Origin of the sequence: Geomicrobium sp. JSM 1781026 (genome assembly GCF_041949955.1) — a bacterium.
Taxonomy (GTDB): Bacteria; Bacillota; Bacilli; order Bacillales; family Marinococcaceae; genus Geomicrobium_A.
Genome location: NZ_JBHFQF010000004.1, coordinates 417,146 through 429,973, shown reverse-complemented (window position 1 = coordinate 429,973; position 12,828 = coordinate 417,146). Strand labels below are relative to the sequence as shown.

Sequence of the window (12,828 nt, the reverse complement as noted above, 5' to 3'; positions counted from 1 at the left end):
TACATGCATTATTACAACCATGATCGAATTAAATTAAAACTGGCTGGTCATAGTCCGGTCCAATACCGAACTTTAACCAGCCAATCCGCTTCATAATAAAAACTTTAACTTTTGGGGGTCACTACCTCAAAAGACGCCCACCGTGTTTTCTTTACACTCCAGAGTATAAGGTCAACATCGGTGGTCAAAAGACGCCCACCGTGTTTTCTTTACCGCGGAGGACCGGCCGAGCCTCCTCGGTCTAACGACCTGCGGGGTCTCGTCTCGGCCCAACTTCTACAGGCGTCACCGCCTTTCGTTCCAAGCAACGGTACTGAATAGACGACGTCGCTGAACTGGGGTTGCTCAATATTGGCATTCAACTCGATTCCTACACTTTGGAGGCCAATAGCAGTAGATCTCATCTTTTCTACGTCTATTGAAACCGATGATGATCGATCTCAAAGTCGATGAACTTTAGGCTTTAACGGTTGGTATACCATTCGTTTGTGAAGAAATTCTTTAGTTCAACTTATATAGATCGCTTCAGAACACCCCAGCTCACCTAATAAACGGTGCTCTATGAATACTCGTTTATACACCGAAATTCAACCCTGTGTATTCATATAAACCTGAAGAGCTAGCAACCATCGGCACCGGAGGTGCCGAACATAAACCGAACGGTCTTTAGCCATGAATCGTGCTGACGATTTGTTGGTTTTTGTGAGCGAAGAGAGTAATCAAATTTTTTAAGCTGAGCATAAGGTAAAGAGAAATATACTTATAAATTTTATGTATACCAAATCCATTGAAGTCCATTTATATCAATAAACTGCTAAACTATAAACGGATAAAAATGGATGAAAAAGTATTGAAATTGATAATGCTTGAACCAATTTGAACCAAAACGGTGGATGTTAGTTGAATACAATATTAATCATCCTATTTATTTTTAGTTCATATCTGTTGCATGACCTTCAAAATGGATTTCATTTTAAATTAGTACCAATATGCGAGTTTTCTCACCATGGAAAACAGAAAATACATGGATAATAAACGACATATAAAGTGATGAAATCATCACTAAAATGAAAAAGAGTTACGTACCAACAATAAATTCTTTTACAAGAATTTCAAGTCAAATAAAAAGGTATTGATGTTAATATGGAAATATATAGAATCAGCATTAAACAAACGGGCCCTTTTGCTAAATAGTTGTATTAGGACAGAAAGGAGGATTACTATGAAAATAAGTAGGAGAAATTTCAAGATCCGCTCTATGCAAAGTTTGCACTATGAACAACGGCGGTTGTTTGTATAGAGCTAAACATTGATTTCCGCCTGTGAAGTGAACATTGTTTATAGTAATGACTTTGCTACCTTAAAAATTTATTCTATTTTAAGGAGCGAAGCTAACATGAAATATGTAAATGCAAAAAGTATCTTTCCAAAAGAACTGCTGAATGAAATACAGAAGTATGTAAATGGAGAAATGGTTTATGTCCCTATTTCAAAGGGATTACAAAAGAAATGGGGAGAAAGTTCTGGGAGTAAAAGTTACTTAAACCATAGAAACTGTGAGATCCGACAACAATTTTCCGTCGGGGGAACTATAGATCAACTTTCAAATCAATTCTTTCTTTCTCACGATAGTATTAAAAAAATTGTTTACTCAAAAGAATAGTTTTTATATGTCACATTGGATTAAATCTGATGTGACTTTTCTATGTAAAGAACATTTTATAATCGTTTATTATATATATTCATTGACCTAATCTTATTACAATTACAGCATATACAAATACTATTTTAAAAGGAGAAATCTATGAAAATCGAAGTTCGTTTAATAGATAAAAGAGAAGCAAATATTATAAAAAACTTGTATCCATTATACCTGTATGACCTTTCTGGCCATTATGATAGAATTCCGAATGTCCACGGGATATACGAGGATAGTGACGATTATCGAACCTTAAATGATCAGTATGAAGTTCAAAATATTTGGTGGGAAAAGACAGGAGTTTTATTCCCCTACTTAATTTTAGTCGATGGGATACCAGCAGGGTTTATTCTAATAGCAACCCCACCACATTGTAATAAAGGAATTGACTATTTTGTAAATGAGTTCTTTTTAATTCAATCCTTAAGAGGGAAAGGTATTGCAGAAAGTGCAGCAAAAGTAGTTTTTGACCAGTTGAAAGGGAATTGGGAATTGTTTACTAACCCATTAGAGAAAAACATTGCTGGACAAAAATTTTGGAGGAAGACCATATCGAATTACACGAATGGAATCTATACTGAGATAAACGGGGAAACGTTTGATGGATATAAGACTATTTTTCGATTTAATAATTCCGAAAAATAATTGATTTCCAAATAGCTTACTTTAATAGTGGGTAGCGTTAATACAGCTACTAACCTCAGGAACAAGTTATATAGTTGCCTCGCAGAATCTCACTGAGGTTACTGAAAAAATAGCGCCTCATGCTCTAACTTACTTGTTAACGATAACAATCGGGTCCGTTCTATGTGGGGGTTTCAGTAACATGGAGCGTTGTGAATGTAAATTATCCCATCATAGACATGGTCTGTGCAGGCAAGCGGTACCAAAGCGGCACTCACTAAAAAAACAAATGCGACCAGCTGAAAAGTGCTGGTCGCATTTGTTTTACATTCGTTCTCCGTTTTTAACCGTAGCGGTATCAGTGGCTGAAGAATCTAGCTTATATTGGAATGAGAAGCGCGGGATATATGAATGTGCTTCCCTGTAGTATTGGTTTATCGATAGTTTTATAATTTATGATAGGAAACGTCTGATGTATTTAAGTGCTTACAAGCGTTTTTTGTGTCAAAGACACATGGCGAGTATTTGAGAACGGACGGATATTCGACACGGTCATGGTCGGTTAGAATAAGGGTCATGTCACAATCTGCCAGCGCTTCATATTTTACGTCACTTACTTCAATCCGTTCCCCGTTACTAATAAAATGATCGACATATGGATCATAGACGTCAACTGCTGCCCCGAAGGCACGTAATGAGCGATAAACTTTAAATATGGGTGACTCACGAACATCACCGATATTTTTCTTGTAAGCAGCTCCGACAATGGCAATTCGGCTATTGTATAAAGCTTTTTTTTGTTCGTTTAATATTTGTGAGATCTTCGTTAATGTGTAATCGAGCATACTATCATTAATGTCGGTTGCAGCATCAATGAGTTTAGAAGTATGATCGAATTTCTTTCCAAACCAGTTTAGGTAATGAGGATCGACGGGAATGCAATGTCCTCCGACCCCAGTTGAAGGATAAAATGGCATAAATCCAAATGGTTTTGTTTTTGAAGCTTCTAACACTTCCCAAACGTCGATACCGCTTTTTTCACAGATCTTTGCTAGCTCATTGGATAAAGCAATGTTGACATAGCGAAATGTGTTTTCAAACACTTTGGACATTTCTGCTGTTCTCGTTGAAGAGACGGTATGAGCATATTGATTAATGAATTCTGCAGCTAATACTGTACATTCTGGTGTATGACCGCCTACAACACGCTGTGTGTTGTCAACGTTAAACAGTTGATTGGAAGGATCAATCCTTTCTGGAGAATAGGCGACAAAGAAATCACGACCAATTTGATAATTGTTCTTTTCAAATTCTGTAACGATAATGTCTTCGGTTGTCCCAGGGTAGGTAGTGCTTTCAAGAATGATGAGTGCAGGTGTTTTTGCATGATGTACGATCTCTCTAGTTGCATCTTTAATATAGCTAAGGATCGGTTGTTTATGGCGATCAATCGGTGTGGGCACACAGATCATAATGACGTCCATCCGATCCAGTTGTTCAAAATTGGTTGTTGCAGAGATTTTTTTATGTTTGAGAACGAGTTCAAAGAGATCATCAGTTGCTACATCTTCAATATAACTATGAGCCTTGTTTACGTTATCAACCTTTTGTTGATCAATGTCAAAACCAGTAACGGTATACCCTTGTCTCGCTTTAGAAACCATGTTCGGCAACCCTACGTAGCCCATACCAATGATGCCTATATGAGCTGTTTTTTGTTTTATCTTTTCTAATAGATCGCTATGGTTTTGGTTCGTTAACGATACGTTTTCGATTGCTAATGTCATTGTATATCTCCTTTAATATTAGCGTGTTCCCCACGTTTTTTGCTTAATAGTAATTAATGCATAAACACGTACAGGTATAATGATGAAGGTGTGAGCCAATGCAAAGATTGGTGCAAGCAAATAAAGTATAGGGTTCCTGTATACGTAATAAATCCCACTAATGAGTGATATTATAATAAAGTAGGCAATCGTATATAAGAGCATTAAGGACATGAAGTTTCCCGACCACGTAAGTAACGTTGCAACTTTTGCAACTCCAAAAATAATCCATAGAAATCCTTCTCCGAGAATCCAATACAAAACAGCTGGTTTTTTCCAAGCAATATCTAATGTCTTGATGGTATATATGAAAAACGATTTCGCCCATCGCACTTGTTGTTTAAAAAATTTACCAGTTTTTATCGGAACATCTGTAATGGCCATCGCTGTTGATTGGTACTTTGTTTTCCCACCACTTTTCAAAGATAAGTAGGTTAGGCAACGATCATCTCCATTTGTTAATGGAATGCCCATCGTTTCTTCAATAAGAAATTCATCCAAATACTCAAGAACAAATTCCCTTCGATGTACACTTAATGCACCGCTACAGACGAGTACACTATTCGTAACAGATTGTGCTCCCCGACCAATTCGAAAAGAGTTATGATATAAAATGTCTTGCAAACGCGTAATAAAACTATCTTTCACATTCCTTGCATTAATATGGCCAACGACAGAAGTGACTCGTGCATTGTTGAAAGGCTTTAACAATTCTCGTAATGCATCAGGGTATAAGTAGCCATCGGTATCAGCGCATAAGAACACATCACCTTCAGCTCTTTGGAATCCCCAAGCCATTGCTTGACGTTTTCCTCTATTTTTTTGGAACCGGTGGGTGATCACTTTCGTGACGTGACCATTATGAGAAATATAGCCATTTTTAGCATATTCATTGATTTCATGAAAACTCGTTGGGTCATCACTACCATCATCGATGAATATAATCTCATGGATCGGATAATCTTGTTCCAATAAGCTTTCAAATGATTGTTTCACAGCTTCAGGATCTTCATTGTAAGATGGGATGACTACTGATACTTTATGTTCTTTATTCGGTTCTTCAGTATAAGGTTTGTAGAAAAAGGATAGTAGAAGTTTACTCATTAAATATGTAAAACCGAGCGTGCCAAATGCGGTTATAATGTATTCAAACGTCGTATCAGAGCGCACATTTACGTTAAACATTAATAGGAGTAAGACAATAAATAATAGAATTATCGAAGCTCTGACGTACCAACGTTCAATAATTAGAGGCTTTTGAGTATGGTGTTTCTGATCTAAGTAAGAGATATTTTGCTCACGATGCTGTTCCCCTGAGTTTGTATTGTTCTTCATCACAATTCCTTTCGATACCATTTACATTTCCAAATAATAACGGATATAACTTAAATATAGGCTTATATTACTGAGTAGAAACTACCGATTTACTATACTAATATATTAATGAGACTTAATCAAGAGGAAGTTAATGTGTATTATCTTTCATTGAAGGTACGTCATATGGAGTAGTTATTAGTACACTTGACGAATTAAGGGTAGGGATGTTCAGGATGTATCCACAAGCAAATATGGTAAGTTGTGGAGTGTTTGATTAACAAGAACAAGTTGCCCTATCCTCTTATACATTTCCTACGTTATAATGAATGAAAATTCTAACTAGGTGATCATCATGAACGAATACATTGCGGCATTCGATATCGGAACAACTTCTGTTAAAGGTATTCTAATTCAGTCTGATGGCACGATCTACTTACCGCAATCTTTAGAAGTCAAGACTAACTACAAACCGAGTAACCAAGTGGAACAGAACCCCAATGATTGGTGGGAAAATGTTTGTCAAATATCGAAATATTGGTGGGAGAGCGGAATACATCCTGAAGAAGTACTCCTCATTGTCATGAGCGGCCAAATGCAAGATTGCATTCCTATTGATGAGAACGGTGAACCGGTGCGGCCCGCCATCCTTTATGCAGATGCCAGAGCAACAATTCAAGCGAAACAACTGTTGAATACCTTCCCAGATATCCAGAAAATTACAGGCAATCCTTTTGACGGTTCGATGGTGCTTCCAAAGATTCAATGGATGAAAGAAGAGGAACCACACGCCTACAAGAACACGACTGCATTCTTAACGAGCAGTAAAGATTTCGTCATCCATAAGCTCACTGGACAGGCGGTTACAGACCGAGTGACAGGCGCGACAACGGGAATGATGGACCTCGTTCGCAAGCAGTGGATAACAGATTGGATCTCTGATAGAAAACTGCCGGAATTACTTGCGCCGAGTGACGTGGCTGGCCATGTGGTTGACGTGGCGGCAGGGTTTCGGTCAGGAACGACGGTGTTGTGTGGGGCAGGAGATGCGGCTGCTACTTCGATGGGCGCGGGGGTGTTAGATGGTGATGCGAAGTATGGGTACATTGGCTCGACGGGGTGGGTGGCATATGCAACGAGTCGTGTGTCCGATCAGGCGAAGGGGGTCTTTCAGTTATGTCATGTAAAAGAGGCGCGTTATTTGACAATTGCCCCTGTGTTAAACGCAGGCAATGTTCATCGGTGGGCTGCGAACGTTTTCATGGAAGGGGATTATGAGGCGTTCGACCGTGCGGTTGTTGGCGCCCCGTTGCGAGAGGAATCTGTCTACTTTTTGCCGTATATTCATGGTGAACGATTTCCTGTTCAAGATCCGAATGCTACCGGAAGCTTTACGAACATTCGGGGAACGACGACCCCTGCAGATTTTTGCCGGAGTGTGCTAGAAGGTGTAGTCATGTCACTTCGCCAAACGATTGAGCAACTTATTGGTCCCGTTGATCGAGATGCTCCAATTGTTCTTATCGGTGGTGGGACGAGTTCTGGCGCGTGGTGTCAAATGGCGGCGGATGTATGGGGAGTGAGTGTGCATGTGCCAAAACAGGCAGAGTATTTACCTGCAATGGGCGCGGCATCATTAGGATTTGTCCATTTAGGCTGGTGTGAGAACCTCGAAACGTTCAACGAGCGTGTAATCAAACATAGACCGAAACATGTGTATGACCCGTGCTCCGCCGCTACCCAGATTTATGAACAACGTTATGGAAAATTTCTACAATTGTACGTAAAGGACGAATAAAGTAGGGAGGAGATTGCATGCTTTTTGCCATTATTGCACTGGGAGTTCTTCTAATTATTGTTGCGACAACGGTGTTCAAGCTTCATCCATTTTTGTCTCTGTTACTCGGAACGTTATTCGTCGGTTTTGCATCAGGAATGTCATTTGATTTGGTCGTAGAGAGCATTAACGATGGGTTCGGGGGAGTCATTGCTAATATAGGATTAGTCATCGTATTTGGGACCATTATTGGTGTCATTTTAGAGAAAGCAGGGGCAGCGTATCGAATGGCCGAAGTCGTTCTCCGCATTGTTGGGCCGAAGCGCCCTCAACTAGCGATGAGCTTAATAGGTTTTATCGTATCCATACCCGTTTTCTGTGACTCCGGTTACATTATATTATCGAGCTTAAAGAAAGCGCTCGCAAAGCGGCTGAAAGTTGCCATCGCATCGATGGCCGTCGCCCTTGCAACAGGACTTTACGCTACACATACGCTCGTGCCACCTACACCCGGGCCCATTGCCGCAGCAGGAAATATTGGTGCGGAACAATACTTAGGGACAATTATTTTAATTGGCTTTCTTGTCGCCATTCCAGCCACGTTTGTCGGTTACTTATGGGCAGTAAAAGTAGCGTCAAAAATAGTTGTTGAAGAAGAGAAAGTAGATGGACAGCTTGATTATGATTATGATGAAGTTGTCCGTTCATTCGGCAAGATGCCAACCACATTTGCATCGTTCTTACCGATTCTGTTACCGATTATCCTTATCGGTGTTGGCTCTATTCTAGCAGTGTTGGAAGCTACGGGAAGTGTCGCCGCTTTCTTTAGTTTTCTCGGAGAGCCGATGATTGCCTTACTTGCTGGCGTTGTTGCGGCATTGCCGTTACTGCCACACTATAATGATGAAACACTCACAAAGTGGGTCGGGAAAGGGCTGGTTGATGCCGCCCCCATCCTTTTAATCACAGGAACTGGCGGTGCATTTGGTACAGTCATTGCCAATTCGGGAATAGAAGAGCTCATTCAGAATTGGGAATTTGGAACGGTATTTACGGGCGCTTTATTCTTGCTCATCCCATTCATCATTGCTGCATCACTAAAAACCGCCCAAGGCTCATCCACATCAGCCCTTGTCATTACATCATCTCTCGTCGCCCCGATTTTACCAGCAGCAGGAGTCGAAGGCGCCGTGCCATTAGCCCTCGTCGTTATGGCCATCGGAGCCGGAGCCATGACCGTTAGCCATGTGAATGACAGCTACTTCTGGGTCGTCAAAGAGTTCAGTGGCATGCATATAAAAGACGCATATAAAGCACAAACAATGGCGACATTGCTTCAAGGCGTTGTTTCAATATCTGTGGCGATGTTGCTTTGGTTGTTGTTAGTGTAGATGAAGTTGGGGAGTAGTTGGAGCTGCCCAAGCTGATCACGATACGTGTTGCATGATAGAATGTGAGCGAAGAACAAATAAAATTCTTTTAGAAATCCCCCCATGGGCAGTTCATAGCTCTATGGGGGGATTTTCTATATTTGTTGGGACCGTACAAAATTGAAATCGTTGTCGATTAAAAAGAGATGATGTGGAGATATCTCAAAAATAGATAGAAAATATATTGAATTTAGAAATTGGATACAGTATACTATCTTTTAAGTTAGGGGATGCGCAATGAAAAATTTACAGCTAGAAAATAAAGATTCAATTCAAGTAAAAGCGACGAATGCAATTCGTAAGTCAATACTAAGTGGCGACTTTCAACCAGGTGAGAAATTAGTTCAAGAACAACTAGCAGAATATTTAGGAATTAGCAGAATGCCAATTCGTGAGTCACTAAAGCAATTAGAGATTGAAGGGTTTGTGACCATAGAACCTTATCGTGGGGCTTTCGTTAATGACGTCGATGTGAGCGCAATTGAAGAGACTTATGCTTTGCGGTCAAACTTAGAAAAGATGGCGTTACAAAGAGCGGCGCCGCACCTCACACACGGGGATCTTGAAGAATTGGAAGACTACATTAAGCTCATGGATGAAGAAAATAATCCAAATGATTTTGTTCAATTAAATGTTACATTTCATAAATTGTTGCTGAAACATTGTGATTGGGGCCGTTTAAATAAGTTTATCGAGTTGCTATGGAATGGATACGCTCAACAAACACCAGAATTCCTACTTGGTCAAATTGATCAATCAAACATCGATCATAAAGTAATTTTAGAACATTTAAAAAAGGGTAACTTTAGTGAAGCTTCTCTAGCATTGCAAGAACACATTTCAAAGACGGGAGCTCGCTTGGTTGACTATATTCAACGAATAAATTCATAGGAGGTTTCGTTCTTAAGTAAAAATGTAAGGGCTTACAAAAAAGAGGAGAAGAGAAAGGAGATGAGAAATTGAGTAATAGTGAAGTGAAGAAGTTAAATACAAAAGTTGAAGATCCAATGGAATCTTCTTCATCAACAAGGAACCTAACAGGGTGGGCAAAATACTTATTTATGACCATCGCGATCCTAGGTGCTCTATACCATATTTATATTTTGAATTTTAATCCCATTGATCCATGGGTTTTTAGAACAACTCACGTCATGTTAGGCGTCATTTTAGGGATGATGTTGTATGTAGGAAGTAAAAAAGCAAAAGACAAAATTTCAGTCGTTGATTGGGTTCTGATTATTTCTGCAATCTTTGTTGGTTGGTATATCTATGCAAACTTAGAGCAGATCATCTTCAGATTTGGTGTGTCTCCAACGACAATGGATTTCGTTGTTTCTATGATTGGGTTGCTACTTATTTTAGAGTTAGCTAGGAGAACTAGCGGCTGGGTTTTGCCAATATTATGTTTAGTTTTTGTTTTCTATGTATTTGCAGGACCTTATCTACCGGGTATCTTGAATCATGGAGGATACAGCCTTGAACGTTTCGTAACGTATGTGTTTAGTTTAGATGGTGTTTTTGGAGTAACAACAGATGTTTCATCAAGGTATATTATATTGTTTATTATTTTTGGTGCATTTCTTCAGATGTCTGGCGTTGGACAGTATTTTATGGATGTAGCCTTTTCAGCGACAGGAAGTCGAAGAGGGGGGCCCGCTAAAGTCTCAGTTTTTGGGTCTGCTTTAATGGGGACGATTAATGGAACCTCTGCAGGGAATGTAGTGGCAACTGGTTCACTTACTATCCCACTTATGAAAAGGACTGGATATCATCCACGATTTGCAGCGGCTGTAGAAGCTACTGCTTCGTCTGGTGGTCAAATTTTACCGCCAATTATGGGGGCGGGAGCATTTTTGATGGCGGAAATTACAGGCATTCCATATTCAGAAATTATTATCGCCGCCATTATTCCAGCTGTCCTTTACTTTGTAAGCGTTTACTTTATGGTTGACTTTGAGGCAATTAAGCAAGGGTTGAGTGGTGTACCAAGAAATCAGCTACCACAATTTAAGAAACTCATGAAGAAGGCTTATCTGTTTCTACCCGTCATTATTTTAATCGTGTTATTAATGAGTGGCTATTCTATTATACGGGCAGGAACAATTGGTATTGTGTCTTGTTTTGTACTCAGTCTATTTTCTAAAGAAACTAGGATGGGCTTAAAGCATATTCTTCAAGCTTTAGAACTTGGGATGAAGAATGCCATTCAATTAATTGCCATTGTGGCTAGTGCAGGGATTATCGTTGGAACGATTGCGTTAACGGGTGTTGGTCAACGTTTCAGCTCCATGCTTTTATCTATTGCAGATAATAACTTACTAATCGCACTTGTATTTGCAATGTTAGTTTCAATTATTTTAGGAATGGGGATGCCTACGACGGCAGCTTATGCTGTAGCCGCATCAGTGATTGCGCCTGGCCTTGTAAATTTAGGTATTGAGCCGATTGTTGCTCATATGTTTGTGTTCTTCTATGCGGTTATGTCGGCAATTACACCTCCAATCGCACTTGCCGCATTTGCCGCGGCAGGAATAGCAGGGACAAATCCTATGAAAACAGGAGTTACATCTTTTAAGCTTGGTCTTGCAGCATTTATCATTCCATTTATGTTCTTCTTTAGTCCAGAGTTGCTGCTGCTTGAAGGAACGAGCGTTTCTATAGGTCTTGCCGTAATTACTTCAATCATTGGCGTGTACTTCTTAGCCGCATCTGTGGAAGGGTGGTTCTTCGGCAGAAGTGCAAATATTCTCGCCAGAGTCATGCTCATTGTAGCTGCGGTGTTGCTCATGCTTTCAGGATGGGCAACGGATCTATCAGCAATTGTTTTAATCGTAATCGTGTTATTTATTCAAAGGTCCAAGCCACCTGAAGCTCCTTTACGAAAGGACAATCTTGAAGTAAATATGTAGCGACGGAAGGAAGTACGATTATGAAACCTTTGGAAGGAATTACAGTGCTTTCAGTAGAGCAGGCGATTGCAGTACCTTTTACGACTAGACAATTAGCCGATTTAGGTGCTCGAGTCATTAAAGTTGAACGTCCAGAAACGGGGGATTTTGCTAGACATTATGATAAATCTGTAAACGGGATGTCCAGTCATTTTGTTTGGACGAACCGATCAAAGGAATCAATCACCTTAGATTTAAAAGCAGAAAAAAGTAAAGCAGTATTCGAGAGTTTACTAGAGGAAGCAGATATTTTCATTCAAAACCTTGCACCTGGTGCTATGGAGCGACTCGGTTATGGAACCGAAGATCTTCATCATAAATTCCCAGAGTTAATCATTTGTAACCTTTCAGGTTATGGAGATTATGGACCCTACAGGAACAAAAAAGCATATGACCTGCTTGTGCAATGTGAAGCAGGACTAGTTTCCATAACCGGTGGTGAAGATACACCATCGAAGGTAGGGGTGTCGATTGGAGATATTGCAGCTGGGATGTATATGTACTCGGGCATTCTTACTGCCCTTCTCCTGCGTTCGCATACAGGTAAAGGGCAAGTTATTGAAGTCTCCATGCTTGAAGCGTTAGGTGAGTGGATGGGCTACCCCATGTATTACGCAGCCTACGGAGGAGAAGAACCTAGGCGGCTAGGTGCAAGCCATTCGACCATCTATCCATACGGCCCGTTTCGCTGTAGTGGGAGTGATACAGTATTCGTCGGCTTGCAAAATGAACGAGAATGGGTGAAATTTTGTGAGCAAGTGTTGCTTGACGATTCTTTGGCCACGGATAATCGTTTCGATTCAAACGCCAAGCGGTCTCAAAATCGAGGAGAATTGCGCGTTATCATTGAGTACGTGTTCAGTACACTGAGTTCAGAGGAGGTGTTGCAAAGATTAGATGGAGGAAAGATTGCGAATGCAAAATTAAATACGATGAGAGAGTTCTTTAATCATCCGCAATTACAAGCAAGAGATCGCTGGCGCGATGTAGAAACATCTGCGGGTGTCGTTCAAGCATTACTTCCCCCTGTAAACATAAAGGGAGTTGAAAGTGTAATGGGCAGCGTCCCTGACCTAGGAGAGCATACAGATCAAATTCTAAGAGACCTAGGCTATAGTAAAGAAGAAATAGACGGGTTTAGAAGTGAAAATTTAATTTGACGATGAAATATGAAGTTCCATAATTCAATAAATAATCAATGAGGTGAGAA

General features: G+C 40.2%; 10 protein-coding genes. 8 read left to right on the top strand and 2 right to left on the bottom strand.

Annotation, left to right across the window (positions count from 1 at the left end):
• The 3 genes from ACE1TF_RS09765 to ACE1TF_RS09755 all read left to right on the top strand — a co-directional run.
• On the top strand, window positions 1–96 hold a 96-nt coding region (locus ACE1TF_RS09765; RefSeq protein WP_375016308.1), incomplete at its 5' end, for an IS3 family transposase.
• Between the two features lie 1,300 nt (window positions 97–1,396).
• On the top strand, window positions 1,397–1,663 hold the full coding sequence (locus ACE1TF_RS09760) for a CD3324 family protein (protein WP_375016287.1): 267 nt from the start codon (window positions 1,397–1,399) through the stop codon (window positions 1,661–1,663).
• Between the two features lie 141 nt (window positions 1,664–1,804).
• Window positions 1,805–2,344, top strand: coding sequence for a GNAT family N-acetyltransferase (locus ACE1TF_RS09755; RefSeq protein ID WP_375016285.1), 540 nt, complete (start codon window positions 1,805–1,807; stop codon window positions 2,342–2,344).
• Window positions 2,345–2,769: 425 nt separating this feature from the next.
• On the opposite strand, the gene ACE1TF_RS09750 is transcribed toward ACE1TF_RS09755, so the two are convergent.
• Window positions 2,770–4,110 (bottom strand): nucleotide sugar dehydrogenase, encoded by a 1,341-nt coding sequence (locus ACE1TF_RS09750; RefSeq protein ID WP_375016282.1) that lies wholly within the window; start codon window positions 4,108–4,110, stop codon window positions 2,770–2,772.
• 18 nt (window positions 4,111–4,128) lie between these two features.
• Window positions 4,129–5,484 carry a glycosyltransferase gene (locus ACE1TF_RS09745; protein WP_375016280.1) on the bottom strand — a complete coding sequence of 452 codons (1,356 nt, stop codon included), beginning with the start codon at window positions 5,482–5,484 and terminating at the stop codon, window positions 4,129–4,131.
• 334 nt (window positions 5,485–5,818) lie between these two features.
• Here ACE1TF_RS09745 and ACE1TF_RS09740 point away from each other — a divergent pair, with 334 nt between their 5' ends.
• From ACE1TF_RS09740 to ACE1TF_RS09720, 5 genes are all read left to right on the top strand, one after another.
• Entirely contained in the window at window positions 5,819–7,261 is a 1,443-nt protein-coding gene (locus tag ACE1TF_RS09740) for a xylulokinase (protein WP_375016277.1), read from the top strand.
• A 17-nt stretch (window positions 7,262–7,278) separates the two neighbouring features.
• Window positions 7,279–8,631, top strand: a complete 1,353-nt coding sequence (locus ACE1TF_RS09735; RefSeq protein ID WP_375016275.1) for a GntP family permease — start codon at window positions 7,279–7,281, stop codon at window positions 8,629–8,631.
• A gap of 276 nt (window positions 8,632–8,907) precedes the next feature.
• On the top strand, window positions 8,908–9,561 hold the full coding sequence (locus ACE1TF_RS09730; RefSeq protein ID WP_375016273.1) for a GntR family transcriptional regulator: 654 nt from the start codon (window positions 8,908–8,910) through the stop codon (window positions 9,559–9,561).
• A gap of 68 nt (window positions 9,562–9,629) precedes the next feature.
• Complete coding sequence (locus ACE1TF_RS09725) at window positions 9,630–11,579, top strand: TRAP transporter permease (RefSeq protein ID WP_042402468.1); 1,950 nt, start codon at window positions 9,630–9,632, stop codon at window positions 11,577–11,579.
• Window positions 11,580–11,599: 20 nt separating this feature from the next.
• Window positions 11,600–12,778, top strand: a complete 1,179-nt coding sequence (locus ACE1TF_RS09720) for a CaiB/BaiF CoA transferase family protein (protein ID WP_375016271.1) — start codon at window positions 11,600–11,602, stop codon at window positions 12,776–12,778.
• Window positions 12,779–12,828 lie beyond the last annotated feature (50 nt).

Coding starts and splice junctions, on each gene's coding strand:
- ACE1TF_RS09760 (WP_375016287.1), top strand. CDS start 1,397: ATGAAATATGTAAATGCAAAAAGTATCTTTCCAAAAGAACTGCTGAAT.
- ACE1TF_RS09755 (WP_375016285.1), top strand. CDS start 1,805: ATGAAAATCGAAGTTCGTTTAATAGATAAAAGAGAAGCAAATATTATA.
- ACE1TF_RS09750 (WP_375016282.1), bottom strand. CDS start 4,110: ATGACATTAGCAATCGAAAACGTATCGTTAACGAACCAAAACCATAGC.
- ACE1TF_RS09745 (WP_375016280.1), bottom strand. CDS start 5,484: ATGAAGAACAATACAAACTCAGGGGAACAGCATCGTGAGCAAAATATC.
- ACE1TF_RS09740 (WP_375016277.1), top strand. CDS start 5,819: ATGAACGAATACATTGCGGCATTCGATATCGGAACAACTTCTGTTAAA.
- ACE1TF_RS09735 (WP_375016275.1), top strand. CDS start 7,279: ATGCTTTTTGCCATTATTGCACTGGGAGTTCTTCTAATTATTGTTGCG.
- ACE1TF_RS09730 (WP_375016273.1), top strand. CDS start 8,908: ATGAAAAATTTACAGCTAGAAAATAAAGATTCAATTCAAGTAAAAGCG.
- ACE1TF_RS09720 (WP_375016271.1), top strand. CDS start 11,600: ATGAAACCTTTGGAAGGAATTACAGTGCTTTCAGTAGAGCAGGCGATT.